This window comes from Streptomyces sp. NPDC038213 (assembly GCF_055600495.1).
The window spans coordinates 14444-39583 of the sequence record NZ_JBVJYM010000019.1 but is presented as its reverse complement, the minus strand read 5'-3'; the positions used below and the strand labels follow the sequence as shown (position 1 = coordinate 39583).

Annotated in this window: 28 protein-coding genes and 3 pseudogenes; 17 read left to right on the top strand and 14 right to left on the bottom strand. The window is 74.7% G+C overall.

Annotation, left to right across the window (positions count from 1 at the left end):
• Nucleotides 1-10: 10 nt before the first annotated feature.
• Nucleotides 11-1054, bottom strand: coding sequence for a MerR family transcriptional regulator (locus ACZ7JZ_RS23815; RefSeq protein ID WP_470942641.1), 1044 nt, complete (start codon nt 1052-1054; stop codon nt 11-13).
• Between the two features lie 115 nt (nt 1055-1169).
• Here ACZ7JZ_RS23815 and ACZ7JZ_RS23810 point away from each other — a divergent pair, with 115 nt between their 5' ends.
• Nucleotides 1170-1808: a fasciclin domain-containing protein gene (locus ACZ7JZ_RS23810; RefSeq protein WP_470942640.1), complete on the top strand. Its 639-nt coding sequence runs from the start codon at nt 1170-1172 to the stop codon at nt 1806-1808.
• A gap of 45 nt (nt 1809-1853) precedes the next feature.
• Complete coding sequence (locus ACZ7JZ_RS23805) at nt 1854-2000, top strand: hypothetical protein (RefSeq protein WP_470942639.1); 147 nt, start codon at nt 1854-1856, stop codon at nt 1998-2000.
• Nucleotides 2001-2050: 50 nt separating this feature from the next.
• On the opposite strand, the gene ACZ7JZ_RS23800 is transcribed toward ACZ7JZ_RS23805, so the two are convergent.
• A complete protein-coding gene (locus tag ACZ7JZ_RS23800; RefSeq protein ID WP_470942638.1) occupies nt 2051-2722 on the bottom strand; it encodes a helix-turn-helix domain-containing protein in 672 nt (223 codons plus the stop codon).
• 317 nt (nt 2723-3039) lie between these two features.
• On the opposite strand from ACZ7JZ_RS23800, the gene ACZ7JZ_RS23795 reads away from it, so the two are divergent.
• Entirely contained in the window at nt 3040-3471 is a 432-nt protein-coding gene (locus ACZ7JZ_RS23795; RefSeq protein WP_470942636.1) for a hypothetical protein, read from the top strand.
• A gap of 9 nt (nt 3472-3480) precedes the next feature.
• On the opposite strand, the gene ACZ7JZ_RS23790 is transcribed toward ACZ7JZ_RS23795, so the two are convergent.
• Nucleotides 3481-5001 (bottom strand): MFS transporter, encoded by a 1521-nt coding sequence (locus tag ACZ7JZ_RS23790; RefSeq protein WP_470942635.1) that lies wholly within the window; start codon nt 4999-5001, stop codon nt 3481-3483.
• Between the two features lie 142 nt (nt 5002-5143).
• On the opposite strand from ACZ7JZ_RS23790, the gene ACZ7JZ_RS23785 reads away from it, so the two are divergent.
• The 3 genes from ACZ7JZ_RS23785 (at nt 5144) to ACZ7JZ_RS23775 (ending at nt 7853) form a co-directional block, all read left to right on the top strand.
• Complete coding sequence (locus ACZ7JZ_RS23785) at nt 5144-5581, top strand: MarR family winged helix-turn-helix transcriptional regulator (RefSeq protein ID WP_470942633.1); 438 nt, start codon at nt 5144-5146, stop codon at nt 5579-5581.
• An 86-nt stretch (nt 5582-5667) separates the two neighbouring features.
• The gene (locus ACZ7JZ_RS23780; protein WP_470942631.1) at nt 5668-7098 is read left to right on the top strand and encodes a pyridoxal phosphate-dependent decarboxylase family protein; all 1431 of its coding nucleotides are present in this window, start codon (nt 5668-5670) and stop codon (nt 7096-7098) included.
• A gap of 191 nt (nt 7099-7289) precedes the next feature.
• A complete protein-coding gene (locus ACZ7JZ_RS23775) occupies nt 7290-7853 on the top strand; it encodes a GNAT family N-acetyltransferase (RefSeq protein WP_470942630.1) in 564 nt (187 codons plus the stop codon).
• A gap of 70 nt (nt 7854-7923) precedes the next feature.
• Here ACZ7JZ_RS23775 and ACZ7JZ_RS23770 read toward each other — a convergent pair.
• Nucleotides 7924-8052, bottom strand: a pseudogene (locus tag ACZ7JZ_RS23770) (ABC transporter permease); the annotation flags it as partial.
• Here ACZ7JZ_RS23770 and ACZ7JZ_RS23765 point away from each other — a divergent pair.
• The 7 genes and pseudogenes from ACZ7JZ_RS23765 to ACZ7JZ_RS23735 form a co-directional block, all read left to right on the top strand.
• Nucleotides 8041-8343 (top strand): annotated as a pseudogene (locus tag ACZ7JZ_RS23765) (ATP-binding protein); the annotation flags it as partial. The pseudogenes ACZ7JZ_RS23770 and ACZ7JZ_RS23765 sit on opposite strands and share 12 nt — an antisense overlap.
• 263 nt (nt 8344-8606) lie before the next feature.
• On the top strand, nt 8607-9389 hold the full coding sequence (locus ACZ7JZ_RS23760; protein WP_470942628.1) for a maleylpyruvate isomerase family mycothiol-dependent enzyme: 783 nt from the start codon (nt 8607-8609) through the stop codon (nt 9387-9389).
• Between the two features lie 47 nt (nt 9390-9436).
• On the top strand, nt 9437-9769 hold the full coding sequence (locus ACZ7JZ_RS23755) for a hypothetical protein (protein WP_470942627.1): 333 nt from the start codon (nt 9437-9439) through the stop codon (nt 9767-9769).
• An 85-nt stretch (nt 9770-9854) separates the two neighbouring features.
• On the top strand, nt 9855-10451 hold the full coding sequence (locus tag ACZ7JZ_RS23750) for a Chromate resistance protein ChrB (protein WP_470942625.1): 597 nt from the start codon (nt 9855-9857) through the stop codon (nt 10449-10451).
• A 65-nt stretch (nt 10452-10516) separates the two neighbouring features.
• Entirely contained in the window at nt 10517-11698 is a 1182-nt protein-coding gene (locus ACZ7JZ_RS23745; protein ID WP_470942804.1) for an MFS transporter, read from the top strand.
• Nucleotides 11699-11752: 54 nt separating this feature from the next.
• Nucleotides 11753-11908 (top strand): annotated as a pseudogene (locus ACZ7JZ_RS23740) (amidase domain-containing protein); the annotation flags it as partial.
• A 43-nt stretch (nt 11909-11951) separates the two neighbouring features.
• Complete coding sequence (locus ACZ7JZ_RS23735; RefSeq protein WP_470942623.1) at nt 11952-12362, top strand: hypothetical protein; 411 nt, start codon at nt 11952-11954, stop codon at nt 12360-12362.
• 28 nt (nt 12363-12390) lie between these two features.
• Here ACZ7JZ_RS23735 and ACZ7JZ_RS23730 read toward each other — a convergent pair whose 3' ends face one another.
• Together ACZ7JZ_RS23730 and ACZ7JZ_RS23725 are read right to left on the bottom strand one after the other, a co-directional pair.
• Entirely contained in the window at nt 12391-12903 is a 513-nt protein-coding gene (locus ACZ7JZ_RS23730) for a GNAT family N-acetyltransferase (RefSeq protein WP_470942621.1), read from the bottom strand.
• An 89-nt stretch (nt 12904-12992) separates the two neighbouring features.
• Nucleotides 12993-13433, bottom strand: a complete 441-nt coding sequence (locus ACZ7JZ_RS23725) for a VOC family protein (protein WP_470942619.1) — start codon at nt 13431-13433, stop codon at nt 12993-12995.
• Nucleotides 13434-13648: 215 nt separating this feature from the next.
• Here ACZ7JZ_RS23725 and ACZ7JZ_RS23720 point away from each other — a divergent pair, with 215 nt between their 5' ends.
• The gene (locus tag ACZ7JZ_RS23720) at nt 13649-14461 is read left to right on the top strand and encodes a TSUP family transporter (RefSeq protein ID WP_470942803.1); all 813 of its coding nucleotides are present in this window, start codon (nt 13649-13651) and stop codon (nt 14459-14461) included.
• A gap of 238 nt (nt 14462-14699) precedes the next feature.
• Here ACZ7JZ_RS23720 and ACZ7JZ_RS23715 read toward each other — a convergent pair whose 3' ends face one another.
• The 7 genes from ACZ7JZ_RS23715 to ACZ7JZ_RS23685 all read right to left on the bottom strand — a co-directional run bounded on the left by ACZ7JZ_RS23715 (nt 14700) and on the right by ACZ7JZ_RS23685 (nt 22366).
• A complete protein-coding gene (locus ACZ7JZ_RS23715; protein WP_470942618.1) occupies nt 14700-14939 on the bottom strand; it encodes a hypothetical protein in 240 nt (79 codons plus the stop codon).
• A gap of 205 nt (nt 14940-15144) precedes the next feature.
• Entirely contained in the window at nt 15145-16020 is an 876-nt protein-coding gene (locus ACZ7JZ_RS23710) for a dioxygenase family protein (RefSeq protein ID WP_470942616.1), read from the bottom strand.
• 181 nt (nt 16021-16201) lie between these two features.
• Nucleotides 16202-17119 (bottom strand): AraC family transcriptional regulator, encoded by a 918-nt coding sequence (locus ACZ7JZ_RS23705; RefSeq protein ID WP_470942614.1) that lies wholly within the window; start codon nt 17117-17119, stop codon nt 16202-16204.
• Nucleotides 17120-17238: 119 nt separating this feature from the next.
• Nucleotides 17239-19284 (bottom strand): methyltransferase, encoded by a 2046-nt coding sequence (locus ACZ7JZ_RS23700; protein ID WP_470942612.1) that lies wholly within the window; start codon nt 19282-19284, stop codon nt 17239-17241.
• 109 nt (nt 19285-19393) lie between these two features.
• The gene (locus ACZ7JZ_RS23695; RefSeq protein ID WP_470942802.1) at nt 19394-20608 is read right to left on the bottom strand and encodes a 4-hydroxybenzoate 3-monooxygenase; all 1215 of its coding nucleotides are present in this window, start codon (nt 20606-20608) and stop codon (nt 19394-19396) included.
• A 243-nt stretch (nt 20609-20851) separates the two neighbouring features.
• Nucleotides 20852-21889, bottom strand: a complete 1038-nt coding sequence (locus tag ACZ7JZ_RS23690) for an acyltransferase family protein (RefSeq protein WP_470942610.1) — start codon at nt 21887-21889, stop codon at nt 20852-20854.
• A gap of 270 nt (nt 21890-22159) precedes the next feature.
• Nucleotides 22160-22366: a hypothetical protein gene (locus ACZ7JZ_RS23685; protein WP_470942608.1), complete on the bottom strand. Its 207-nt coding sequence runs from the start codon at nt 22364-22366 to the stop codon at nt 22160-22162.
• A 137-nt stretch (nt 22367-22503) separates the two neighbouring features.
• Between ACZ7JZ_RS23685 and ACZ7JZ_RS23680 the strand changes: the two genes are divergently transcribed.
• The 3 genes from ACZ7JZ_RS23680 to ACZ7JZ_RS23670 all read left to right on the top strand — a co-directional run bounded on the left by ACZ7JZ_RS23680 (nt 22504) and on the right by ACZ7JZ_RS23670 (nt 24866).
• The gene (locus ACZ7JZ_RS23680) at nt 22504-23718 is read left to right on the top strand and encodes a sensor histidine kinase (RefSeq protein ID WP_470942607.1); all 1215 of its coding nucleotides are present in this window, start codon (nt 22504-22506) and stop codon (nt 23716-23718) included.
• A gap of 10 nt (nt 23719-23728) precedes the next feature.
• The gene (locus ACZ7JZ_RS23675) at nt 23729-24508 is read left to right on the top strand and encodes a response regulator transcription factor (RefSeq protein ID WP_470942604.1); all 780 of its coding nucleotides are present in this window, start codon (nt 23729-23731) and stop codon (nt 24506-24508) included.
• 94 nt (nt 24509-24602) lie between these two features.
• Nucleotides 24603-24866 (top strand): hypothetical protein, encoded by a 264-nt coding sequence (locus ACZ7JZ_RS23670; RefSeq protein ID WP_470942602.1) that lies wholly within the window; start codon nt 24603-24605, stop codon nt 24864-24866.
• 91 nt (nt 24867-24957) lie between these two features.
• Here the strand turns inward: ACZ7JZ_RS23670 and ACZ7JZ_RS23665 are convergent, their stop codons facing one another.
• The gene (locus ACZ7JZ_RS23665; protein ID WP_470942600.1) at nt 24958-25092 is read right to left on the bottom strand and encodes a hypothetical protein; all 135 of its coding nucleotides are present in this window, start codon (nt 25090-25092) and stop codon (nt 24958-24960) included.
• Nucleotides 25093-25140: the final 48 nt, after the last annotated feature.

Genomic DNA, 25140 nt, shown 5'->3' with positions numbered 1-25140 from the left:
GGTACGGGGATCAGCCCCGCGCGCGCCCGCTGCCCGCCAGTACCTGGAGGGCCTCGCGCAGGCCCGCCGGGCGGCTCATGCCCGGGCCCGGGGTCCGGCCCGCCCACCCGGGGCCCGCCAGGACCACCAGCGGATGGCTGCGGGCGCCCTTCACGCCGAAGGACATCTGCGCCACGTGCTGCGCCAGCGGATGGCTCGCCGTCGAGCGGGCCTGCGACCACAGCACGACCGCCGCCGGGCCCAGCCGCCGTACCGCGGACTCCAGCCCCTCGATCGGCACCGCGGCGCCGAACATGCGGGTGGGCACGCCTCGTTCGGCGAGCCCGGCGGCCAGGGCCTCCAGCGGGAGGGTGTGCTGCTCCCCCGGTACGCAGGCCAGCACGACCGGGGGTACGGCCCCCTCCCCGCCCCCGGCCCGGCCGCTGCCCGTGCTGCCGGGCACCGGGGCGGCGGAGCGGCGCAGCGCGGTCGACACGTGCCAGGACAGCAGGTGCTCCACCTCGACGTAGCGGTCGCCCGCCGTCTCCCACTTCCGCCCCACCGCGTGCAGGGCGGGCACGATCACGCCCTCCCAGGCCTCCACCAGCCCCCGCTCGGCGACCACCCGGTGCAGCAGCGCCTCCAGCGCCTCGCTGTCGAGGCGCACGGCCGCCCGCGCCAGGCCCCGCAGGTCCCGGTCCGCACCGGCGTAGGCGGCGCCCGCACCGGCCGCCGCGACCTCGTCGCCCGCCTGCTCCCCTGCGGTGCCGCCGGCCGCGGGGCCAGCAGGCGCGGCCGCATCGGAGACTGCGGCCACCCCCGCAGCCCCCGCGGCCGTACGGTCCTGTGCGGCCCGGGCCGCCTCGGCGGGCGGGACGCCCGCGGCCGTCAGCCGGCACATCTCCTCCAGCATCGCCACGTCGTCCGGGCTCCAGCGGCGGTGGTGCCCGGCCCGGCGCACCGCGGGCCCGATGCCGTAGCGGCGCTCCCAGGAGCGCAGGGTGGTGGGCGAGACCCCGAGCCGCCGGGCCACCGTCCCCGTGCTCACGCCGTACCCCGCCTCCACCTCCGACATGGGGCAAGTATCGCCGGGCCGGAAGACTCCCGTCCTGCATCCGTGCCGCCCGCCCGGGCCGAATCCCCAGTACGGCACTACGGGCCCAGCCCGGCCCGCCGGAGGAGAGACCATCATGAACACTTCAGCGTCTTCCCACCCCGTCCACTCCGCTCCCCACCCCGACACCCAACCCCAGGCCCCGTCCCGCGTCCGCCGCCACCGGGGCCGCGCGGCCGCGGCCGCCGCCGCCCTGCTGCCGCTGGCCCTGGCCGCGGCCCCGCAGGCCGCTGCGGCCGTGGCGGAACCCTTCGGTCCGGCCTGCGCGAGCCTGCCGGCGGAGGGCCGGGGCTCCGCGGACTCGATGGCCGACAAGCCCGTGGCCACCGCCGCCTCCGAGAACCCGGCCCTGTCCACCCTGGTCGCCGCGGTCCAGCGCGCCGGCCTCGCAGACACCCTGAACACCACCGAGGACATCACCGTCTTCGCGCCGACCAACGACGCCTTCGCCAAGATCCCGAAGGCGGACCTGGACAAGGTCCTCGCCGACAAGGCGCAGCTGACGAAGATCCTCACGTACCACGTGGTGGGCGAGCCGGTCCAGAAGGCCGACCTCGCCGACGGGTCCTTCAAGTCCCTGGAAGGCGGAACCCTCACCACCGAAGGCTCCGGCGACACCTACCGCGTGAACGACACCGCGAACATCGTCTGCGGCGACGTGGAGACCTCGAACGGCACCGTCCACCTGATCGACACGGTCCTGATGCCGAAGTAGGTGATCGGCGAAAGCAGGCGTCCCATCCGAACGGATGGTGACGGCATGTCCCCGCAGCACCACCAGGCACCCACGGCGACGGCGGTCGTCCTGCGTCACCGCGACGCCCGCCGTCTGCCCGTCTCGCTGGGCGGGCTCACGGGACCGACCTCCGGTGTCGTACACCTCCCCCTGCACCTGGCGGCCTCCTGAGCTCGCTGCCCTCCCCGTGGGGCCCTCGGCTTCGCCGACCACCGCGCCGGCTACCGCCCGGTCAGGGGCGTGCTCCAGAGCAGGTAGAGGGCCAGGGACCAGGTGGCCCAGGCTGCGGCGGCCATGCGCCAGCGTCTGCGGCGGTCGGCGGGGACGGCGGGGCGGTGGGGGGTGAGGAGGAGGGCGGGTGCGGCCGGGGCCGGGCGGGGGGTCGCTTTGGTGCGGGCCGGGGACGGTACGGGTTCGGGGGTCGGGGGACGGAGGGGGTGGCAGGGGTTTCTGCGGGGGTCGGGGATGCTCGTGCGGTGGTCGGGGTGGGTGGGGCGGACCGTGCGGGGGTCCGCGGCCGGTTGACGGGGGCGGACCGTTCGGGCGGTCGGCAGGGGGGCCGGCTGGGAGAGGCCGGTCAGGAAGCGGGCGTAGGCCGTGCGGCGGGCGCCCCGCGGGGAGGTGCGTCCGCTCTCCCAGGAGCGGACGGTGTTCTCCGTGACCCCGAAGGCCACGGCCAGCTGGGCGATCTCCAGGGTCCAGGACTCGCGCAGGCGGCGCCGCTCGGCGGGTTCGGGGAGGGGGCAGCGGGCCTGGTGGCGGGTCGGGCGGCGGTGCCGGCGGTGGGGGACGGCCGTGCCGGTGGGGGGAGTGGGGGCGGGGAGGGGAGCGGGGGAGGCGGGGGTGCTTGCGGTGGGGGCGGGGGTGGTGGCGGTGGGCTTGGATGGAGTCATGTCTGTAGGACAAGCCGTTCGTCGGTTCGTTCCGCGGGATCGGCGGAATTCACCCGGTCGGCCGCGTAACTTCCCGGGGCTGTCCTCGTGGCCCGGTCCCGTTCCTTCAGAGGATGCCTGTGACGGGGATGCGGAGCTGCGGGTCCGGGCCCGGGAAGTTGGGCGGCCAACCGGATGCCGGAGCCCGGATGCGCCCGGCACGAAAAGCCACGCTCATGGACCCGGAATGCACTCCCAGGCGTCATTCCGGGCCCGGTGCAGGGTGAATGCCGGTCCCACCTCGTGCCCCCGTCCGCCGGGTGGGGGTTGATGCGGGCATGAACCCCCGACATACGACCCCGGCGACCCCGGCCGCGGACTCCGTCCCCGCCGGCGCCGCCTCCGTCCCCGTCGCCCCGGCTTCCCCCGCGCCCGCCCCGGCCCCCGCCGCGGAGGACGGCCCGCCCGCCATACGGGTCCGGACCAGCGAGAACACCCTCCGCCTGCGGCTCGGGTTCCCCGGTCCGGCCCCCGGCACCGGCCCGGACCCGGATCCCGACAGCAGCCTGCGCCCCCTGCGGGTGGTGCTGACCGTGGCCGCGGTCTACGGGTACGACCACCTCGAAGTGGACGTCACGGGCCTCCAGTCCTGCCCGCCCGGTCTGGACTCGCTGCTCCAGCAGTGGCAGAGCGCCCACCGCCGGCTGACCGTCACGGCCCTGCTGACCCGGGCGGGCCGCTCCCCCCTCACTCCGGCGGCGGCCCGGTGAGCCGCACGGTCACTGCGCCGCGGAGGCCGCCGCACCAGCACCCGCCGGGGCCGAGGGCTCCCGGTCCTGTACGTGGTCCTGCTGTCCGTGGTCCTGCTGTACGTGCCCCTGCCGGGAGGCCCGCAGGCCGAACCGTCCGATCACCGCGACCAGGGCGAAGGCCGCCGCCCCGATGGCGAAGGTGACGGTGAAGCCCGATTCGGCGGGCAGGGCGGGAAGCCCCGGTGCCGGGCTCGCGATGGTCTGCGAGGCCAGGATCGTGGTCACCACGGCGCTGCCGATCGCGCTTCCGGTGGACCGGGAGATCGAGTTGATGCCGTTGGCGATACCGCTCTGGTGGTGCGGGACGCTCGACATGATCACTGCGGGCATGGCCGCGTACCCGAAGCTCACGGCAGCGCCGACGATCAGGCCGGCCCCGATCACCGAGGCGGCGTGGGAGTGGTCGACGGCGAGCCAGCCGAAGCCGACCGCGCCGAAGGCCGCCGCCAGCGCGAGCACGTACCGCGGGCCGCGCTGGTGGACGAGCCGCCCGCCGATCGGGGAGGCCAGCAGGGAGACGACGGCGCCGGGCAGCAGGAACTGCACCGAGGCCCGCAGGACCGAGGCGTCGAACCCGTAGCCGGTGAGGGCTTCGGGCATCTGGACGAGGTAGGAGACGCCGAGGAAGTTCGCGAACATGCCGAAGCCGACGAGGAGGCCGGCCAGGTTGGCCATGAGGACCGGCCGGTGGACGAACATCCGCATGTCGACGAGCGGTTCGCGGACCTTGAGCTCGGTGAACACCCAGACGGCGGCCATCACGGCGGCGCCGGCGAAGCTGCCCAGCGTACGGGCGGAGGCCCAGCCCCACTCGTGGCCCTGCGAGACCGGCAGGAGGAGCAGCAGCAGGGCGAGGCCGAGGGTCAGCGCGCCGAGCAGGTCCGTGCGGCCGCCCGTCTTGTGGCGGGTGGCCGGGACGAGGAGGAGTACGGCGAGCAGGGCGAGGACGGCGAAGCCGGTGGCCATCCAGAACGCGCTGCGGTAGTCGGCGCCCTCGCCGGAGGTGAGCAGGCCGGTGGCGACGAGCGCCAGTCCGCTGCCGAAGGCGAGGGTGCCGCTGACCAGGGCCATCGCTCCGGGCAGTTTCTGCGGGCGCACCTCCTCGCGCAGGACGGACAGGGCCAGCGGGAAGATCGCGGTGGCGGCGCCCTGGAGCACCCGGCCGAGGATCAGCAGGGGCAGGGAGCTCGCGAGGGCCGCGATGACCGAGCCGATGACCATGACGACGAGGACGGCCACGAGCGTGGGCTTCTTGCCGCGCTGGTCGCCGAAGCGGCCGAGCAGCGGGGTGAAGACGGCGGCGGAGAGCAGGGTGGCGGTCGTGACCCAGCTGACGTTCGCCGCCGAGGTCCCGAGGTCCTTCTGGATCAGGCCCAGGATCGGGACGGGCAGGGTCTGCATCATCGACACGACCATGGCGGCCAGGCTCAGGGCGAGGATCACGGCCGTCTCGCTGCGGCGCCCGGCGGCGGGCGGGGTGTTGCTCATGGCGGGGGGACCTTCTCGATGCTTTAGGCAGCAGATGATTGAGGACTTCAAGTAACTCGACCCGACAGACGGTAGATGTCGATAGTTAAGGTGGTCAAGTAAATAGTTGATAATGTTAAGGATCTTGAGTAGGCTTCCAGGCATGAGCACCACCTCCCAGGCCCCGACCAAGCTCCAGCTCCTGGAGCTGCTGGCCGCCATCGGCACGGCCCAGTGGCGCGATTTCGCGGCCGCCGCCGCGCGCTACGGGCTCACCTCCACCCAGGCCAAGGCCCTCGCCCAGCTCGACAGCCCGCTGCCCATGCGCGGCCTCGCCACCCTGCTCGTCTGCGACGCGTCGAACGTCACCGGGATCGTGGACCGCCTGGAGGCCCGCGAGCTCGTCCGCCGCGAGCCCGACCCCGCCGACCGCCGGGTCAAGAACGTGGTCGCCACCGAGGCCGGCCGCGAGATCATCCGTACCGTCCGCGAGGAGATGCAGGCCACGCACAGCGCCCTGGACAACCTCGACGCCACCGAGAGCGCCACGCTCTACGCCCTCCTGGAGCGCCTGCGGCCCACGCTGGAGCAGGACGCCTGAGCGGCGGGCGTCCCCGGCGCCGGGGACGCCGCGGCAGCAGGGCCCCCCGATTGCGGGCCCCGCCCGCCCGGCGCATAGTCCGAGGTATGGACGCGCGCGAGGCGGCGCTCCAGCGGGCCCACGAGCACGCCGTCCGCTGGCTCTCCAGCCTCGCCGACCGGCGCGTACCCGCCCGCGCCTCGGTCGACGAGGTCGCAGCCGCGCTCGGCACCGCACTCCCCGCCGGCCCCAGCGATCCCGCCGAGGTCGTCGACCTGCTCGCGGCGGCCTGTGAACCGGGCCTCACCGCCTTCCCCAGCGGCCGCTTCTACGGATTCGTCGTCGGCGGCACCGAGCCCGCCGCCCTCGCCGCCGACTGGCTCACCGGCGCCTGGGACCAGAACTGCGTGATGCGGGCCGCCTCCCCCGCGTACTCCGCCGTCGAGGACATCGCCACCGCCTGGCTCCTCGACCTGCTCGACCTGCCGGCCGAGAGCGCCGTCGGCTTCACCACGGGCGCCACGACCGCCAACTTCACCTGCCTCTGCGCCGCCCGCGACGAGGTGCTCCGGCGGGCCGGCTGGAACGCCGCAGCCGACGGGCTCGCGGGCGCCCCGCGCGTCCGCGTCCTCGCGGGCGCGGACCGGCACATGGCCGTGGACCTCGCCCTCCGCTACCTGGGCCTCGGCCGCCCCGAGCCGGTACGGGCCGACGACCAGGGCCGCATCGACCCGGACGCCCTGCGCACCGCCCTCGCCGCCCCGCCCCGGACGGCCTCCGCGCTGCCGGCCGGCTCCGGGGGGCCCGCGAGCTCCGCGGGCCCCGTGATCGTGGTGCTCCAGGCCGGGGACATCCACTCCGGGGCCTTCGACCCCTTCCCCGAGGCCGTCCGGGCCGCGCACGAGGCGGGCGCGTGGGTGCACGTCGACGGCGCCTTCGGCCTCTGGGCGGCCGCCTCACCGGTCCACGCGCACCTCACCGAGGGCTGCCGCGACGCCGACTCCTGGGCCACGGACGCCCACAAGACCCTCAACGTGCCCTACGACTGCGGGCTGGCCGCCGTACGCGACCCGCTCGCCCTCCGGGCGGCCATGGGGATGCGCGGCGAGTACCTCATCCAGCACGAGCACGGCGACCCCGTCGACAAGGTCCCCGAACTCTCCCGCCGCGGCCGGGCCTTCACCGTGTGGGCGGCCCTCAGGTCCCTCGGCCGGTCCGGCACGGCCGACCTCGTCGACCGGCTGTGCCGCCACGCCCGCGCCTTCGCCGCCGGAATCGGCGGCGGTCCGGACCGGGAGGGGATCGCAGGGGCGTCCGTACTCAACGAGGTGGTCTTCACCCAGGTCTGCGCCGCATTCGGCTCGGACGAGCGCACCGACCGGGTGCTCGCCCGGCTCCTGGACGAGGGCACCGCCTGGATCAGCGGGTCCACCTGGCGGGGCCGGCGCGTCATGCGGATCTCGGTGAGCAACTGGTCCACGACGGACGAGGACGTGGCCCGCAGCCTCGACGCGATCCGCCGGGCCGCGGCCGGTTAGCCCGGCACTCCGGTGGCCGCGCACCTCAGACTCCCTGTCCGCCTGCCCTGCCGCCCACCCTGACCTCGGACTTCTTCGAAAATGCGGTACCGGCGCGCCCTCTCGGCCGAGCTGCCTGAGTAGTGGACGCATCCCGGCCGTTCCGCCGGGCTCGCCGCCGATCCACCGGATTGGCATGAAAAATGACCGGCATGACTTCTGTGACCTCTGATGCACGAACGCACAAGAACGGGAGCAGCACCGTGGTCGAACTGCGTCCCTTCACCCTCGCCGACGTCGGCGTGATCCTCACGTGGATACCCGGCCCGGTCGAGATGCGCGTCTGGTCGGGCCCCGGGTTCAGCTGGCCCCTGGACGAAGGGCAGCTCGCCGGGTACGCGACCGAGCCCGACCGGCACACCTGGATGGGGGTCGACCCCGACGGCCGCCCGGTCGGGCACGCCTCCCTGCGCGTGGCCGCCGACGGGCGCTCCGCCCGGCTCGGCCGCGTACTCGTCTCCCCGCACGCCCGCGGCCGCGGCTACGGAGCCGCCCTGCTGACGCAGATCCTGCGGCGGGGATTCGGGGAACTGGGCCTGGAGCACGTCGAACTCGGCGTCTTCACCCACAACGACAGCGCCGTACGCCTCTACGAGAACCTCGGCTTCCGCGTGCTGCACGTACTCCGCGACGTGGAACGCGTCGACGGCCAGTCCTGGTCGGCCCTCCAGATGGGCCTGTCGAAGGCGGACTGGCGGGCGCCGGCCGCGGCCTGACCGGGAGTGCCGTATCCGGGCGGCCGTACCCCGGTCCCGGCGGCCCCCGCCGCCTGCCCCCACCCTGCCGTCAGGCGGAGTTGAGCGCCACCGTCGGGTGCAGGCGGGCGGCGCGGGCCGCCGGGTACAGGCCGGCCAGGACCCCGACGGCCAGGGTCGCGGCGAGCCCGCCCGCCAGGGACCACGCCGGCTCGACCGCCGCCGCTTCGACGTGTCGGTGGCGAACCTCGTGGGCAACGCCCTGCGCCACGGCGCCCCGCCCGTCACGGTCACCCTCACGGCGACCGCCCGGACCGCCACCCTCGAAGTAGCGGACCGGGGCCCGGGCCTGCCACCCGAAGCCCTCGCCCACGTCTTCGACCGCTTCTACAAGGCGGAGGCGGCCCGGACCCGCTCCGAGGGCAGCGGTCTGGGCACGGCGATCGCCCTGGAGAACGTACGGCTCCACGGAGGCACCCTCACCCCATCGAGAACCTGGACGGCGCCCTGAAACTCTTCGCAGCCGGCCCGACGGACGCGGAACAGGAACGAGGCCTGGTCAACCTGGTCGACCTCCCCTCCTTCGAAGTCGAAGCCACCGCGGACCGCGTCACCCTCACCTCCCCGTGAGCCTCCCTCGCCACCACGGCCGACCGCCTCCCCGACAGCCAACCTCCCCGCGTACCCGGGGATGGGGCTTCGCCGTTGCCGTGCTGGGCTCGTGGGCTGGGAATTCAGGTGCTGGTCGGGTGGGTGGGCTGGTAGAGAGGCGGGGTGGTGACGACTCTTGGGTTTTCTGAGGTGCTCCGGCTGATTGACGAGCGGGCTGCCGCCTTTAGGGCGGCCGTGGATGCTGCGTCCGGGCTCGATGTGCGGGTGCCCACCTGTCCGGAGTGGACGCTGTTCGAGCTGGCGCAGCACATCGGGCAGGGGCGGCGGTTCTGGGCGGCCGTCGTGGGTGCGGGGCCGGCGGACGGGCCGGGTGCCGAGGCCGTGGCCGTGCGGGCCGCCCCGGCGCCCGAGGGGCGCGAAGAGCTGCGGGACTGGCTCGCCGAGTCGCCGCGGCTGCTGCTCGACGCGCTGCGCGCGGCCGGGCCGGACGGCGGGTGCTGGACCTGGTGGGGCCCGTCGCAGTCGCCGCGGACCAGCGGCGCCGTCGCCCGGCACCAGCTCCAGGAGATCGCGGTCCACACGTACGACGCCCAGGCGGCGCTCGGCGCGCCGCAGCCGCTGCCCGCCGAGGTGGCGCTCGACGGGGTCGAGGAGTTCCTGAGCACCTGCGTCGCCACGACCTCGCCCTGGCCGCACACGCCCGCCGCGTTCGAGTTCCACGCCGCCGAGGGCCGCGCCTGGCGGCTCACCGTCGACGGTGACGGCGCCCGTGTCGCGCCCCTCCCGGGGGAGGGTGCTGAGGCGCCGGGGGTCTCCGTGCACGGTACGGCCAGTGATCTCGTGCTGTTCATCTACGACCGGATCCCGGCAACCGGCGGCGCCCTCGACATCCGTGGGGACGCCGGACTGATCGACCTGCTCCGCGCCTGGGAACCCGAAGAGTGACCGCCCCGGACTCGGACCCGGTACCAGCCGCTGGTGCCGACCGTCCCATGCAGCCGTTTCCCGCCGATCCCGGCGGGCTGCCGGACCCCGTGACCCTGCTCGACGAGCAGCGGACCCGCTGGGTGCTCCACCGCAGGCGCATCGACCTGCGCATCGTACGGCGGCTCCTCAAAAACCCTTCCGTACCGGTGGTGTGGGGGGATGCGGGCGGGATCGCTCCCCGGCTGACCACCGAGGGCGAGCGGCCGGGTCTCTGGGGCCTGGTCAAGGACGAGTACCGCGGACCCGGCGGGAACGCTCCCGAGCACGGCCGCTTCCTGGCTCACGAGTTCCGCGCCGAGCCTGATCGCCGCCTGCTGTACGTCGAGGAGTACTGCTAGCGAACCCTGGCCCCCCTTGGCGTCCGTGGACGCCCATCGCACAGCCGTCGCCTCGGCCGATGTAACGGTTGCTACATTCGCCCGCGTGACGACATCCGAACAGCAGAACCAGCGCTGGCTGGTCCTCGTGGTCAAACTGCCCGCCGACCCCTCCCGGCACCGGGTCGCGGTCTGGCGGGAACTGCGCAGGATCGGGGCGCTCTCGCTGGGGCAGGGCGTGTGGACCGTTCCCGACGTGCCCGTGTTCGCCGACGGGGTCCGGCGGGCGCTCGAACTGACCGAGGGGGCCGGCGGGCAGGGCGTGACCCTTCAGGCGGCCGGGCGCTCGCGCGAGGACGCGGAGCGGTTCCGGGAGATGTTCACCGCCGCCCGCTCCGCGGACTGGGCGGAGTTCCTCGCGGACTGCGGCAAGTTCGAGGAGGAGATCGCCAAGGAGATCCGGATCGGCAAGTTCACCCTGGCCGAACTGGAAGAAGAGGAACAGAGCCTGGAGCGGCTGCGCCGCTGGCACCGGGACCTGACCGCACGGGACGTCTTCGGAGCTCCGGAGGCCCCCGCCGCCGCCGACCGCCTCCAGCGCTGCACCGCCGTCTGCGAGGACTACGCCGAGCGCGTGTTCACCGCGCTCCACGCCGCCGACCACCACCCCGCCGACCACCCCGCCGACGAGGAGACCTCGTGACCGCCACCCCGCCGGCCACCCCGAAGCCGGGCGCCGCCACCCCGCCCGCCGCGCCCCGCGGATCCATGTGGCCCCTGTACGCAGCCGGGTTCACCACCGCCTTCGGCGCCCACGGCATCGCCGCCAACCTCGGCGGCTTCTCCGACGACGCCGTCACCTCGCTCCTCGTCCTCGGCGGGCTCCTCGCCCTGTACGACGGCGCAGAGGTGCTCCTCAAGCCCGTCTTCGGCTCCCTCGCCGACCGGATCGGCGCGAAGCCCGTGCTCCTCGGCGGGCTGGTCGCCTTCGCTACCGCCTCCGCGCTGTACGCCATAGCCGACAGCCCCGGCTGGCTGTGGGCCGCCCGCCTCGGGCAGGGCGCCGCCGCCTCCGCGTTCTCCCCCTCGGCCTCTGCGATGGTCGCCCGGCTCAACCCCTCCGCCAAGCGGGGCCGCGCCTTCGGCAGCTACGGCTTCTACAAGTCCATCGGCTACACCCTCGGCCCGCTGCTCGGCGGCGTGCTCGTCTGGGCCGGCGGACTGCGCCTCCTGTTCACGGTCATGGCGCTGTGCGCCGCGGCCGTCGCCCTGTGGGCCGCGCTCACCGTGCCCGCCGTACCGCCGCTGCCGCGCAGGCGCCAGACCGTCGCCGACCTCGCGCGCCGCCTCGCCGACCGCTCCTTCCTCGCGCCCACCGCCGCGCTCGCCGCCGCCACCGCCGCCCTGTCCGTCGGCGTCGGCTTCCTCCCCGTCACCGGCGCCGCAGCGGGCCTCGGCACCGTCGCCACCGGCGCCGCCGTCTCCGTACTCGCCGCCACCGCAGCCCTCGTCCAGCCCAAGGCGGGCCGCGCCCTGGACGCCGGGCGCCTGAGCACCCGTACGGGACTGCTGGCCGGACTCCTCGTCACCGCCGCCGGACTCGCCGCCGCCATGCTCCCCGGGCTGGTGGGGATCCTCCTCGCCGCAGCCCTCATCGGCACCGGAACCGGGCTGATCACCCCCCTCGGCTTCGCCGCCCTCGCCGCCGCCACACCCGAGGAACGGATGGGCCAGACCATGGGTTCCGCCGAACTCGGCCGCGAACTCGGCGACGCCGGAGGGCCGCTCCTCGTCGCGGCCGTGGCCACCGTCTCCACCCTCACCACCGGCTACGGAGCCCTCGCCGCCCTCTGCGCCGCGGGCCCGCTCCTCGTTCTGGCAACGGCCCGCCGCACCGCCCGCCGCCCGGACCCCCGTCAGGGCCCGCAGTCCGCGCCCGCCGCCGACTAGCCGGTACGTGAGCAAGGCTCTGTGCTGTGCCTGTTCAACGGCAACGGCAACGGCAACGGCAACGGGTCCAAGGACCACTCCATGATCACCACGTACAAGACCAGCGGGGTTCCCTACCTCACCTACCATTCGGCCAATACCTACCGGAAGTCGGTGAGGAGCCTTGTGGCCCAGTTCCCGAACGCCACGTACTACGCCTTCCGCACGTGACGGCGGCGGACGCCGTCCGTGGCGGCGTCGCGTCGGCCTGCTCGTGGCTGTGCTCTGCGCCGTGCTGGTCACCGCGTGCGGGGGAGGCGGCAGCGGGGCTAAGTCCCCGGACCTGGCGGACCAGGACCGTTTCCTGCAGGACTACGTGGAGTTCCTCAACGAGTCGGACGAGACCGGTCTGGCCCGGCTCCTCGGCGCCCATCCTCAGGGCGACGAGGACGCCCGTGCCCGGATCAAGCTGTACGGCGGCCAGGGGTGGGATGTCCGCTGGAGCCGTACGTCGGAGTTCGAGAACGTGTGGAGCGTAGACCTGACGGGCACGGCGCGCGCCCTGGACAAGCCCGTCCGGTTCACCGAGACAATCACCTGGGAGGACGGGCGGTGGGTGATGGCCCCGCTGCCGGGCGTCGTACCGGTGCCGTCGAACGCGGCGGGGACCGAGCCACCGGGGTAGGCCCGGCGGCGACGGGCCGCCGACGGCCTCAGGCCAGCTCCTCCGCCAGCAGGTCCATCAGGAGGCCGTCGTGCCAGGTGCCGTCGGCGCCGCGCTCGTACTGCCGCATCACGCCCACCGGGCGGAAGCCCGCCTTCGTGTAGCAGCGGATCGCGGGGGTGTTGTCGGCGGCCGGGTCGATCACCAGGCGGTGGAAGCCGAGGTCGTGGACGAGGTGGCGGGCGAGGGTGCGGACGGCGTCGGTGCCGAGTCCGCGGCCGTGTACGGACGGGTCGAGGAACAGGTCGATGCCCGCGTGCCGGTAGTCGGGGTCCTCCTCCGCGTACCACTGGATCATGCCGACGGTCCGGCCCCCGCTGCGGATCACCAGGCAGTGCGTGTCCGGGTCGGACAGGTCCTCGGCGATCTCGGATGCCAGGTCGGGTCCGCCGCGCCAGCGCTCCAGCACCTCCGGCGTGGCCCGGATGGCGGCCAGGTCGGGTACGTCGCCGGGTCCGGCCGCGGTCAGTTCCAGGGCCTCGCCCCGCAGTACGACGGTCATGGACCGGAAGCGTAGGGCACCGGTACGGTCATCGGCCGCCCGATTTCCGCCGCGTGCGCGGGCCGGCCCCGACTGCTCCCCGCCTGCCCTCAGCCGAGCTCCTGGGCCAGTCCGACGACGATGCCCTCCGGGCCGCGGACGTAGCAGAGCCGGTACAGGTCCTCGTACTCCGCCACCTCGCCGACGAGTTCAGCGCCGTGCGCACGCAGCCGGGCGAGGAGGTCCTCCAGGTCGTCGACGGCGAACATAATGCGGCGGATGCCCAGGGTGTTCGCGGGCGCGTCCCGCGGTACGCCGGGCAGGGCCGCCGGCTGCTGGAACGACGCGAGTTCGACCCGCCCGTGCCCGTCGGGGGTGCGCAGCATCGCGACCTCCTGCCGTACGCCGTCCAGGCCGATGACCTGTTCCACCCACCGCCCTTCGACCGGTGAGCGCCCCTCCAGCCGCATGCCGAGTTCGAGGAAGAACGCGAGGGCGGCGTCGAGGTCTTCGACCACGACGAGCACGTTGTCCATCCGCCGGATCGCCATCCGGGCCTCCTTCGCCTGGGTACGCGTACCCGTCCACGGTGGGCCCGGGCGCCGCCGGTGCGCTGCCGCCACGCCGTTCGTGAACATCGCGTTGCGGTTCCGGCCGGGGGCCTGGGCCCCGGAGAGACTGTCCGGGCCCGCCGGAGCACGGCGGCGGGCGGGACCAGCCGGGGCGCGAACGAGCCGCGGCGCTGCAATTCGGGGCGGTGGGCGCGGTGGAGTGGGGCCTGTGGGCGGCCGGGGCGGCGGCCGGGCTGCTGATCGCGGTGGTGACCGCGCCCGTCGGGGTGTCCGGGGCGGTGTTCCTGCTGCCGGTGCACCTGAGCGTGTTCGGGGTGCCGAGCCCCGCGGTCACCCCGACGAACCTGCTCTACAACGTCGTCGCCGGGCCGGGCGCCCTGTGGCGCTACCGTCGCGGCGGCGCCCTGCGCGACCCGCTGGTCCGGCGGCTGGTCGCGGGCACCCTCCCCGGGGTGGTCGCCGGGGCCGCGATCCGCGTGTACGCGCTGCCCGGGCCCGGGGTGTTCCGGGTGCTGACCGCCGCCCTGCTGCTGCCGCTGGGGCTGTGGCTGTGCGCCCGCACGCTCCGCCCGCCGCGAAGGCCGGCCGGGTCTGCCGCCGCGCCGCTGGAGCCGGCCGGGCCCGGTCCCGCGGCGCTCACCGTGCTTGCCCTCGCGGTCGGGACCGTCGGCGGGATCTACGGGATCGGCGGCGGTTCGCTGCTCGGCCCGGTCCTCGCCGCCCGCGGGCTGCCCATGGCCCGGGTGGCGCCCGCCGCCCTCGCGGCCACCTTCGCGACCTCGGCCGTCGGGGCCGCCGCGTACGTCCTGCTGTCCCTGACCGGTGCGGGCGGCAGCGCGGTCGTCCCGGAGTGGGGGCTCGGGCTGGCCTGCGGGCTCGGCGGCCTCGTCGGCGGCTACCTCGGGGCGCGGCTCCAGCCGCGGCTGCCGGAGCGGGCCCTGCGGCTGCTCCTCGGCACCCTCGCCGCGGCCCTCGGCCTCGCTTACGCGGTCCGGGCGGTGGCCTGAGCGGATCCTTGCGCCGGGAGCCGGGAGCCGGGAGCCGGGAGCCGGGAGCCGGGAGCCGGGAGCCGGGAGCCGGGAGCCGGGAGCCGGGAGCCGGGAGCCGAGAGCCGGGCGGCAGATGGCAGGTGGCAGGTGGCAGGTGGGGAACTGCGCACCGCCCCGCGCGCCGGGTCGCAAACAGGCCGTGGCCCGGCCGACGGGACGGTCGGCCGGGCCACGGCCCGATGAGCGCGGTGCCGGGTCAGGAACCCAGGTGCCAGCCCTTCGCCCACTCCAGCTCGCCGCCGGCGGTGCAGTTGGAGCCGTAGATCGGGCCGTTGAACGCCGGGAGCATGTGCGGCACGCCGGCGATCGAGGAACAGGAGGAGGAGAAGCTGCCCTTGCCGCCGTTGAAGTAGTCGATCTCCACACCGTCGTCGGTGGCCGCGGCGGCTCCGGCCCCGCCGAGCAGGATGCCGGCAGCCAGGACGGAAGCGGTCACAGCAGAACGAATACGCATGACTCTCCAAAGATCGCGATGGAAGGGCGCCCCGGGCGGTCGCCGGCGCGTCGACTGTCCAACGTGCGCAGGGCATATGCGATTCGGCCGTTCACCCCAATGCCGCGGCAGTATCGTTTCGACACCCGCCGGACGCCGGAACTCCGCCGCCCCGCGCCCCTCCGGCCCCCTCCAGGTTGTAGGGGGCTCAGATGCGCTGCCAGAGGGCCGGTACGTTCGGCGGCTCCCAGCCGGCGACGGCCGTGTGCGCCTGGAGGCAGCGGTACGACAGCCCCCCGTACGTCACCCCGTCGCCCGCGCGGTAGGCGCGGCCCGCGGTCCAGGTGCCGGTGGGGGGAGCGGTGGTCGGCGGGGGAGAGGTCGGCGGGGTCGTCGGGTCCTGGGGCACGTCCAGTACGAAGTCGAAGGTGGCCTCGCGGCCCGGCCCGGACTGGCGGACGTTCATCAGCAGGCGCGCGTCGAAGATGGAGTCCGTGCTGTTGCGCGGCTCGTTCGGGAAGTACAGCTGGGTCGTCACCACCCGGCGGCCCGGCGCCTGGAGCTTGACGTGCAGGTGCCTGGTCCGGCCGGGGTAGAGCCCCGGCACGATCGTCGTCAGGCTGAACGCGCCCTGCGCCGTGGTGAACTGGTGCCCGCGGAAGCGGTAGCCGCTGTTGTCGTACGCGCCGTTGTGGTCGGCCTGCCAGAAGTCGATCAGCACGCCGGGGATCGGGCGGCAGGCCCGCCCGAAGACGTACCCGCTGACGGTCAGCCGGGTGCCCGGGGTGCCGGCCGTGACGAGCGAGGTCCGCAGCGGGGAGTTCGGCTTGAAGTACGGGCCCTCCATCTGCTCGATGGTCGGCTCGTCGCCGTCGTGGCAGTCCGGGGTCGGCGCCAGCGACACCGGGCCGCCGGCGGACAGGCGGTCGCGGGCCAGCGCCACGCCGCCGCCGATCAGGAGGGGCGCGGCGCCGATCGCGGCCGCCGCGCGCAGCACCGCCTTGCGGCTCAGGTGCGGGGCTGCTCCGGGGCCGTCCTCGTGCGGGGTCGCGGCCGCTGCGGCGGGGTCTTCGGGCATGGGCATACGGGCCTCCTCGTGTGGGGGTGGAGGGTGTGGGGGGCGGTCCTCGCCGTGCTGGTGGGGCAGGACCCGCTGTCGGCGCGGGCACGACGGCGCTGCGCGTCGTCAGGGCGGGGACCGGGCCGGTCGGCCGGCCCGGTCCGGGCTGCCGCCCCGGCCGGACCGCCTGCGGCCAGCAGCCAAACTACGGGCCGTCCGGATGGGCGGCGATGGACCCGGTCCGGGGATCGTGGTGATTTCCACCGGCCCAGCCGCGGAACTCCCCCGGCGACATCCCGGTCTCCCGGCGGAAGAAGCGGCAGAAGTACGCCGGGTCCGCGAACCCGGCCGCCGCCGCGACCTGGCGCACGCTCAGGTCCGTTCCCGACAGCAGCCGCTTCGCCTCCAGGGTCTGCTGCTGGCGGATCAGACTGCCCGGCGGGCGCCCCGTCGCCTGCCGTACGAGGGTCTGGAAGTGCCCCGCGGACACGCCCAGCTCCCGCGCGTACCAGCCGACGGTCCGCTGCGCCCCGCCGGGCGCGCACAGCAGCCGACCGAAGGCCGCGGCCAGTTCCGCCGCCCGGTCGCGGGCCGCGGCGGGCGGGCCCGCGGTACGGGTGCGCAGGGCGCGGGCGATGAGGATGTGCAGGGCGGCGCGCAGCACCCCCTGGTACCCGGGCGGCACCTCGCGGTGCTCGCCGGCCATATCGGCCAGCAGGGCGGCGATGGGACCGGCCTGGTCGCCCGCCGGGTGGCCGGGGCGGCCCGCGAGGGTGCGCAGGGCGGCCGCGTCGTCCGTGTGGGGGAGGAGGAAGTCCTCGTTGAACAGCACCACGTGCCCGGTCAGCTCCTCCGCGTCCGCCCAGTGGTGCACCTGGCCGGGGGCGATGACGCACAGCTGCGGGGGCTCGACGGGCTGGCGGACCAGGTCCAGTACGTGCGCACCGCTGCCGCCGGTCACGTAGACGATCTCGTAGAAGGTGTGCCGGTGCGGGAAGGCGGCGCGCGACAGCGGGCCGATCGTGTCGAAGGTGCCGATGGCGAAGGGCAGCAGGTGGGGGAGGGGGACCTGCAACCGGTGCAGGGGGAGTTCGGGGAGGCGGGGGTTCCGAAGCCGGTCCATACCGGCAGTCTCCGGGCCGCCTCCCGCCCGGTACAGACCAATCACGGTCAGTCCGGGGCGGCTTCGCGTGCGCTCGTCACCGCCCCGGGGTCCCCGCCGACCGGCCCGCCCCCGCGGGGTCAGGCCCGCCGGGCGTGCAGGGTGTGCGCCCCCAGCGGCAGGGGGCTCTGCCCGACCAGCCGCAGGCCGCAGTCGGCCAGCAGCCGGGCGTAGTGCTCCGCGGTGCGCTCCTGCCCGCCCGTGTTGCACATCATGTGGAGGTCCCAGGCGGTGGCGAGCGCGGCACCGGAGCCGGCCCCTGCGCCCGTACCCGCACCCGCGTCCGTACGGGCATCCGCACCCGCGTCCGTACGGGCACCCGTAACCGTGCCCGTGCGGCCGTCCGCCGCCCGGGGCGGGGGCAGCAGGCGCTCGACGATCAGCAGGTCGGCGTCCTGCGGCATGGCCCCGGCGCAGTACCGCAGGATGCTCCGGCAGCGCTCGTCGTCCCAGTCGTGCAGCACCCGGGACAGCAGGTACACGTCACCGCCCGCCGGCACGTCCGCGAAGTCGCCCGCCCGGAACTCGCAGCGCTCCGCCGCACCGCCGGGCCGTGCGGCCAGGCGGGTGCGGGCCGTGGCCAGGACCTGGGGGCGTTCGAGGAGTACGCCCCGCAGGGCCGGGTGGGCGGACAGCACCCGTCCCAGGAGCTCCCCCGTACCGCCCGCGACGTCCACGACGGTGCCCGTCCGCCCGGCCGCGGCCGCCGCCGTGAGCACCGGGTGGTCCGGCAGCGGGTCGAACATCGCGGCCGAGGCCGCCATGGACTGGTCGAAGAGCGCGAGCAGTTCGGGATCGCGGGCGAAGTGGTCGAAGTGGTTCTCGCCGAACAGCTCGTCGAAGCCCGGCCGGCCGGTCCGCACGGTGTGCGAGAGCCGCGCGAAGGACTGGTAGAAGGCCCCGCCGTACATCAGTGCCAGGGCCCGCATCGAGTACGGGGCGCGGGAGTCGAGCAGGGCGCCGACCGGGGTCAGCCGGTAGCCCTGCCGGTCGCCGCCGCGGTCCTCGGCGGTGACGACCCCCAGCATGGCGAGGTACCGCAGCAGGGTCGCCAGGCTCCGCGGATCGGCTCCCGCCTCCCGCGCCAGCTCCCGGGCGTCCGCACCGGGGTGCAGGCGCAGCGCCTCCGCGAGCCGCAGCTCGGCGCAGGCCGCCAGGGCCTGGGTGGTCCAGGCGCCGGTCAGCAGCCGCAGCAGGGCAACGCCCGGTTCCGCTTCCGTATCCCGGTCCGCGGCCGGGGGTGAGGCCGGCCCGGCAGCGCTTTCCGGAAGCCCGGCCGACGGGGCGTTCGCCGTTGCCGCCCGCTGCGCGCCCGGCTGCGAGAGGTGCTCGGCGAGGATCTCGCGGTGGTCGCCGGCCGCGTATAACTCGACGCGCCGGTAGTCCGTCTTGGTCCCGTCCGGGGCCGCGAAGTAGAAGACGGTGCCGTCCTCGTGCGGGTTGTAGCCCCCGCCGTCGGCCGCCGCCCCGTACCGCGCGAAGGTCGCCAGGAGACCGCGCAGCACCAGCGGATCGGGCCGTACGACCTCGAAGGCCACGTGCGCCTCGTGCGCGTGCGCGCGCTCCACGGCGGCGATCCGGGCGTGGTCCCGGGCGCGGTTCCGGGCGTCCCGGGCGTGCTCCCGGGGGTCCGTGCCCCCGGGGACGGCCAGTGCGAACACCTCCACCGACCGGCGCTCCCCGTGCGGGCCGTGGACCGGCGGACGGAGAATCCTTACGTCAAGATCGGCCGGCCGGTGGCCGTGCCGGGCGGCCAGGCGGTCGCGCACCACCACGCTCGGCCGCGAGGGCGCCTCGTCCGCCAGCCCGCAGGCCGCGAGCTGCGCCCGCAGGGCGGACTCGTCGGCCGGGAAGACCAGCACGGCGGCGTGGGCGAACCGGCAGCGTTCGCTCAGGGCCCGCAGCTCGGGCCCGTCGAGTCCGGGCAGCACGTGCGACAGCAGGACGGAGTCCTCGCCCGCGCGCACGAACCCGGCCGCGGCGGCGAGGCGTCCGGCGTCGTCGGGCACGGCGCGGGCGGGGTGGGGGACGGGTGCGGCGGCGGGGCCGGGAGCTGAGCCGGCAGGTGTGCCGGGAGTCGGATCGGGGCTGGGAGAGGGCAGGGTGAAGCAGTCCTCTGGTCGCATTCGTTTCCCTAACGAGTGGGGGAGGAGGATGGGGATAAGGAAATATGGGGATATGGCGGTGGATAGGGGAGGGGGTTCGGGGGATGCCGGGGCAGTCGGGCCCCGCGGGTCAGATCCCGACGTAGTGCTCGGCGAACCAGTCCTGCGTGGCGCGTGAATCGCGCAGCGAGGCGATGCGGGAGCGCCGCATGCCCTCCTGGAAGCGGCCCTCCTCACCGGGCTCCCCGGAGCCGTGCAGCAGGCGGATCATCCAGTGCGAGAACTCCTGCGCCCGCCAGATGTGGACCAGGCACTGCTCCGAGTACCGGTCGAGGCCCCCAATGTCCCCGCGGAGCAGGGCCGCGGTCAGGGCGAGGCCCAGGACCTCGGCGCCGAGCACCGCCAGGTTGGCGCCCTTGGCGGCGGCGGGGCTGATCAGCGCGGCGGCGTCGCCGACGAGGAACAGCGAGCCGTGCCGCAGCGGTTCGAGCACGTCGGACTCCAGGTCGACGATGCTCCGCTGGACGATCCGGCCGGGCACCAGGGCCCCGTACTCGGCCGCGTCCATCCGCGTGGCCAGTTCCTCCCAGATCTGCTCCTCGCTCCACTCCCCGGCCCGGTGCCCCCGCGGGCACTGGAGGTAGTACCGGGTGGTCTCGGGCGAGCGGGCCATGTGCCCGGCGAATCCGCGCGGGTGGAGGGCGTAGCCCACGGCGTCCATGCTGGGCGGGGCCTCGGCGAGCAGGCCGAGCCAGGAGACCCCGTGGTCGCGGTGGTGGCGGCGGACGGCTCCGGCGGGCAGCGAGCGCCGGCCCGCGCCGTGCCGGCCGTCGCAGGCGGCCACGTACCGGGCCCGCCAGAGCCCGGGGCGGCCTTCCCCGCCCTCCGGCCCCGCCTGGTCCGCCGGGCCCCCGTGCGCCTCGGGCAGCTCCCGTACGGCCACGGTGGGGTCCGGGCCGTCGATGCCGGTGACGGCCGTGGCCTCCGTGCCGAAGCGGATCCGGCCCCCTCCGGCGAGGTACTGCTCCAGCAGGTCGGCGACCAGCTCGTGCTGCGGGAAGACGGTGTGCGGCTCGCCGCGGCCGAGGTCCCGGTACTCGAGGCGGAACCGCCCCTCGGTGCTGCGGAACTCGCAGATCCCGTGCTCCCGCCCCCGGCGGCGCAGTCCGCCGTCGAGCCCGTTGCGGGCCAGGACCCGTACGGTGTGGGGCGCGAGGAATCCGGCGCGCGCCCGGTTCACAAGGCGCTCGCGCCCTGCGCGCTCCAGGATCACGCAATCCACCCCGGAACGGAGTAAGAGATTCCCCAGCACGAGGCCCGCCGGACCGGCGCCGAGGATCACCACATCGGCCGAGTCTTCAACGACCCGGGCATACTGACTCTCTGTCACAAGGGAGGATCATAGAGACCGTCGAGACTCCGAATGGCCGAAGATCACCCGTATGCGCGCTCGCTCCGCGAAAAGGATTCTGCTGAGGTCATCCGGGCTTCCGCAAGCCCTCTGGCGGTACTTTTCCCCAGGCACATGCCAGCGGCCGGGTGCCCGCCGCCCGCCGCTGGTTGACGGCCGGACGAACCGGAATGCGCCTCAGGCGCGGCGGACGGGGTCCCGGCGGAAGGCCCACCGGAGTTCCGGTTCCGTCACGCATTTCATGACCCGGCGCACGGGAGGGGCGCACAGCAGGGTCATCAGCACGAGCACCGCCACCGTCACCGCGATCCGGCCGACGGGCGTGCCCAGCGACGGGTGGCTGTCGACGAACCCGCTGTACTGCGCCGTGCGGATCACGAACCCGTGCAGCAGGTACCCGCAGATCGTCCCGGAGCCGAGCACCGTGAACCAGTACTTCCGCCGCGGCACCAGCGCGAGGAAGGCCGCGACCAGCACCAGCGTGCAGCCGAAGAGCACCGCCGCCCGCAGCAGCCCCGGCAGCCACGCGTGCCCCATCTCCTGCACGCTCCGCGACCGGTAGACCCAGTTCATCGGGATGCTGGGCGTGACCCAGTACGTGAAGGGGAGCGCACCGGCGAGGACGAGCACCGCCAGCGCGCGCGGTCCGCGCCGGCGCAGGAGTGCGAAGTGCCCGGGCTTCATGCACAGGCCCAGTACGAAGAACGGCAGCAGCTGGAGCACCCGTACGAGGTTCAGCGTCGCCCCCAGCCCCGGCGTGACCAGCGCGAGCGCCGCGACCGCCAGGGAGACGGCGAGCGGGTTGCGCAGGGCGTGCCACACCGGGGTGGTCAGCCGCCATATGAACAGCGCGAGCAGGAACCACATCAGGTAGAAGGGCTGGAGCAGGCTGATCGGCAGGCCCGTGTAGTCGATCCCGTACCAGTGGAACAGCGTGTAGGCGACCTCGAAGACGACGTACGGGACCGCCACCGTGGTCAGCAGCCGGCGCACCTGGTCGGGCCGGCCGGTGTAGCTGCGCGAGAGGTAGCCGGACACGAGGACGAACACCGGCATGTGGAAGGTGTACACGAGCATGTAGAGGGCCCGGGTGGCCCGGCTGCCCTCGATCACCAGGGGCCAGGCGTGCCCGAGGGCCACCAGCAGGACGGCCAGGTACTTGGCGTTGTCGAAGTACGGGTCCCGGCGCCCGGCCGAGGCGGAACGCTGCTGCACCGGTGCGGCGGGGGCGGACGGCGGCGGAGCCGCTCCCTCCGCCGCGGGAGGGCTCGTTCTGAATTGGTGCGCCACGGAAAACATTCGAGGACCATAGCCCGGGAATTTCCCGTGACAAACGGTTGTACGCACCTCGGTAACGATTGCGCATACCCTGTGTGATGGAATCGTCACTTCCGTCGAAAGCTGCCTGTTCAGCCCTTTGGGGAGAAGGTGTGGGAACTCCTGGGAGAAGCTGCCGAATTGCCGAATCCGGTGGTTGCGCGCCTGCTACGAGTTCGGTGCCTTCTGTGCAGCCGAGGCCGCGGCGATACCGAGGACGACCAGCGTGATTGCGATGTAGATCTCATATCCGTCGACGTACACGTGCCTCATGAAGCCCATGAGCGGGATCCACGTGCCGAAGGATTCGTGGACCAGGCCCTGGAGGCCGCCGACGATGAGGGTGAAACTGATGAACCCGAGAAGTGCCTTCATTGGTCCCACGGTAGGAAGCGCGGGCCGAGCGCCGGGATCGGGCATCGGTATACGGACGCGTCCGGCTTGTCGTCCGAAAGTATCGGTCCCGGGCCCGCGCGGGCCGGCCGGGCTCCCGCGCGCGTAGATTCGGCCGTATGCGCAGCCGCCGCGACTGGCTTGTCGACCTCTGCTTCTTCCTCTTCGCTGTGCTCTTCACCGTGGCCACGGCGAACTCCGTGTACATCGACGAAGGGGAGCTGTCCCCCGGGCGGCAGATCGCCGAGCAGGTGGCCGGCGGCCTGGCCTGCGGCACGGTGTTCCTGCGGCGGAGGCGGCCGGTGCCGCTGGCCGTCGGCCTCATGCTCGCCGGCTCGTACTTCCACTTCCTGACCGGGGCCACGCTGGTCGCGCTGTTCACGGTCGCCGTGCACCGCAGGCGCCGGGTCACGGCCTGGGTGGCGGGCGTCGCCCTCGTCCAGTTCCTGGTCTTCCTGGTGGCCCTGGTCCTCGGGACCGGCGCCGGGCCCGAGGCCACCGGTTCGGCCCTCACCTACTTCGCGCTGGTGGCCTGCGCCATCGGCTGGGGGCTGTACGTGCGCTCCCGCCGGGCGCTGATCGCCTCCCTGGAGGACCGGGCGGCGCGGGCCGCGCAGGAGGCGCGGCGGCAGGCGCGCGAGGAGATCGCCCGGGAGATGCACGACGTGCTCGCGCACCGGCTGTCGCTGCTGAGCGTCCACGCGGGCGCGCTGGAGTTCAACCCGGGCGCCTCCCCGGCGGACGTGCGGCGGACGGCCGGGGTGATCCGCGACAGCGCCCACCAGGCGCTCCAGGACCTGCGCGAGGTGATCGGCGTACTGCGGGCGCCGGTCGGGGCCGCGGAGGCGGGGGGTGTCGCGGGGGCGGCTGAGGCGGTGGCCGAGGGGGTGCGCCCGCAGCCGACGCTGGCGGACGTGGAGCGGCTGGTGGCGGAATCGCGGGAGGCGGGGATGGAGGTCGCGTACCGGCAGGAGGCGGGGGCTGCGGGAGCCGGGCTCCCCGCCGCTGCCGGCCGTACCGCCTACCGCATCGTGCAGGAGGGCCTGACGAACGCCCGCAAGCACGCGCCCGGCGCCGCCATCACCGTCACGGTCGCCGGGGGACCGGGCGGGGGACTGTCGGTCACGGTCGCCAACCCCCTTCCCGGCGGGACGGGTTCCGCTGGTTCCGGTACCTCCGGCAGTGGCATTCCGGGTTCCGGCCAGGGCCTGATCGGGCTCGCCGAACGGGCCGCGCTGGCCGGCGGGCGGCTGGAGCACGGGCCCCGCGACGGCTCCTTCGTCCTGTACGCCTGGCTGCCCCGGGGCGGCACCGGGGCGCGGGCGGGCGGCTAACGTGGCCGGCATGATCCGAGTACTCCTGGTCGACGACGACCCGCTCGTGCGCTCCGGACTGCGGCTGATGCTGGGCGGGGCGCCGGACATCGAGGTGGTCGCCGAGGCCGCGGACGGGGCCGAGGTGCCGGCGCTGGTGGCCGCGCACGCACCCGACGTCGTCCTCATGGACATCCGGATGCCGGGTACGGACGGCCTCGCCGCGACGGAGGCCCTGCGCGGCCGTTCCGCCGCCTCCGGATCCCCGCCATCACCCGGTTCCGCATCCGACTCCGGGTCCGGTTCCGCATCTGCCGCGGGCCCTGCCCCCCAGGGCCCGCCCGAGGTGCTGGTCCTGACCACCTTCAACACCGACGAGCACGTCCTGCGGGCCCTGCGCGCGGGCGCCGCCGGCTTCCTGCTGAAGGACACCCCGCCCGGGGAGATCGTGGCCGCGGTGCGCAAGGTGGTGGCGGGGGAGCCGGTGCTCTCGCCCACCGTGGCACGGCAGTTGATCGCCCGGGTCGCGCAGGGGACGGAGGGGGCGGCGGGCCGGGCGCCCCGGGCCGAGCGGGCCCGCGCCCAACTGGCCCTCCTCGGCGACCGCGAGCGCGAGGTGGCCCTCGCGGTGGGCGAGGGCCGCACCAATGCCGAGATCGCGGCCGCGCTCTACCTGTCCGTACCGACGGTCAAGACGCACGTCTCGCGGATCCTGGCCAAGCTGGGCCTCAACAACCGGGTGCAGATCGCCCTCGTGGTGCACGACGCGGATCCTCCCGGCAGGGTCGGCGCGGACGGGTCGGCGCCGTAGGGCGACGCGCCTGCGGGAGGGGGCGGATCCGGCGCGCGGACGGCCCTCCGACGTGCGGATGTGACGTCGCGCCCCCCGGCACGGTTGGTACGGCATGGACACGTACAGGATGGACGGACTGCTCGACGGGCTGCTGGACGGTCTCCAAGAAGCCGGTACCGGGCAGCCGCGCCACGCGCTCCTGAGCGAGGGGGAGGCCCGGGCCGTGATGGTGCTGCTGGCGGAGCTGGACGTGGCCGGGCAGCCGGACGAGCTCCGCGACGCGGCCCGCCGGCTCCGCGGCCGCCTCGGTTCGCGCCTCCCGGGCGTGCGCCGCGGCGCCCTCGCGGGCGGGAACGACGGCCCGTACCAGGGCTGACCGGAAACGATCGCCCGCGCGGCCCGCCGGACGCCCTTCCCCCGAGGCGGTCTTGTGAGGGCCCGACCGGGTGATTCACCATGGCGCGTGCTCACAGGTGCCCCACAGCATCCACGGCATCCGCGGCGTTCACGCACAGCACCCGCACGCCCGAGCACTCCGGCGCCACCAGCCTCACCAGTCCCACCCGCGCCACCAGTCCCACCAGCTCTCGTCCCACCCGCACCCCCGCACCTCGCCTGTCCTTCCCGCGCACCAAGCACGAGGAGACCCC

Excerpts from the sequence above, each read along its gene's own strand:
- ACZ7JZ_RS23780 (WP_470942631.1), top strand. The coding sequence starts at position 5,668 with ATGGACGCGCGCGAGGCGGCGCTCCAGCGGGCCCACGAGCACGCCGTC.
- ACZ7JZ_RS23680 (WP_470942607.1), top strand. The coding sequence starts at position 22,504 with ATGCGCAGCCGCCGCGACTGGCTTGTCGACCTCTGCTTCTTCCTCTTC.
- ACZ7JZ_RS23670 (WP_470942602.1), top strand. The coding sequence starts at position 24,603 with ATGGACACGTACAGGATGGACGGACTGCTCGACGGGCTGCTGGACGGT.
- ACZ7JZ_RS23805 (WP_470942639.1), top strand. The coding sequence starts at position 1,854 with ATGTCCCCGCAGCACCACCAGGCACCCACGGCGACGGCGGTCGTCCTG.
- ACZ7JZ_RS23795 (WP_470942636.1), top strand. The coding sequence starts at position 3,040 with ATGAACCCCCGACATACGACCCCGGCGACCCCGGCCGCGGACTCCGTC.
- ACZ7JZ_RS23785 (WP_470942633.1), top strand. The coding sequence starts at position 5,144 with ATGAGCACCACCTCCCAGGCCCCGACCAAGCTCCAGCTCCTGGAGCTG.
- ACZ7JZ_RS23815 (WP_470942641.1), bottom strand. The coding sequence starts at position 1,054 with ATGTCGGAGGTGGAGGCGGGGTACGGCGTGAGCACGGGGACGGTGGCC.
- ACZ7JZ_RS23700 (WP_470942612.1), bottom strand. The coding sequence starts at position 19,284 with ATGCGACCAGAGGACTGCTTCACCCTGCCCTCTCCCAGCCCCGATCCG.
- ACZ7JZ_RS23725 (WP_470942619.1), bottom strand. The coding sequence starts at position 13,433 with ATGGCGATCCGGCGGATGGACAACGTGCTCGTCGTGGTCGAAGACCTC.
- ACZ7JZ_RS23790 (WP_470942635.1), bottom strand. The coding sequence starts at position 5,001 with ATGAGCAACACCCCGCCCGCCGCCGGGCGCCGCAGCGAGACGGCCGTG.
- ACZ7JZ_RS23675 (WP_470942604.1), top strand. The coding sequence starts at position 23,729 with ATGATCCGAGTACTCCTGGTCGACGACGACCCGCTCGTGCGCTCCGGA.
- ACZ7JZ_RS23730 (WP_470942621.1), bottom strand. The coding sequence starts at position 12,903 with ATGACCGTCGTACTGCGGGGCGAGGCCCTGGAACTGACCGCGGCCGGA.
- ACZ7JZ_RS23710 (WP_470942616.1), bottom strand. The coding sequence starts at position 16,020 with ATGCCCATGCCCGAAGACCCCGCCGCAGCGGCCGCGACCCCGCACGAG.
- ACZ7JZ_RS23810 (WP_470942640.1), top strand. The coding sequence starts at position 1,170 with ATGAACACTTCAGCGTCTTCCCACCCCGTCCACTCCGCTCCCCACCCC.
- ACZ7JZ_RS23745 (WP_470942804.1), top strand. The coding sequence starts at position 10,517 with ATGTGGCCCCTGTACGCAGCCGGGTTCACCACCGCCTTCGGCGCCCAC.
- ACZ7JZ_RS23705 (WP_470942614.1), bottom strand. The coding sequence starts at position 17,119 with ATGGACCGGCTTCGGAACCCCCGCCTCCCCGAACTCCCCCTGCACCGG.
- ACZ7JZ_RS23755 (WP_470942627.1), top strand. The coding sequence starts at position 9,437 with ATGCAGCCGTTTCCCGCCGATCCCGGCGGGCTGCCGGACCCCGTGACC.
- ACZ7JZ_RS23775 (WP_470942630.1), top strand. The coding sequence starts at position 7,290 with ATGACTTCTGTGACCTCTGATGCACGAACGCACAAGAACGGGAGCAGC.
- ACZ7JZ_RS23800 (WP_470942638.1), bottom strand. The coding sequence starts at position 2,722 with ATGACTCCATCCAAGCCCACCGCCACCACCCCCGCCCCCACCGCAAGC.
- ACZ7JZ_RS23685 (WP_470942608.1), bottom strand. The coding sequence starts at position 22,366 with ATGAAGGCACTTCTCGGGTTCATCAGTTTCACCCTCATCGTCGGCGGC.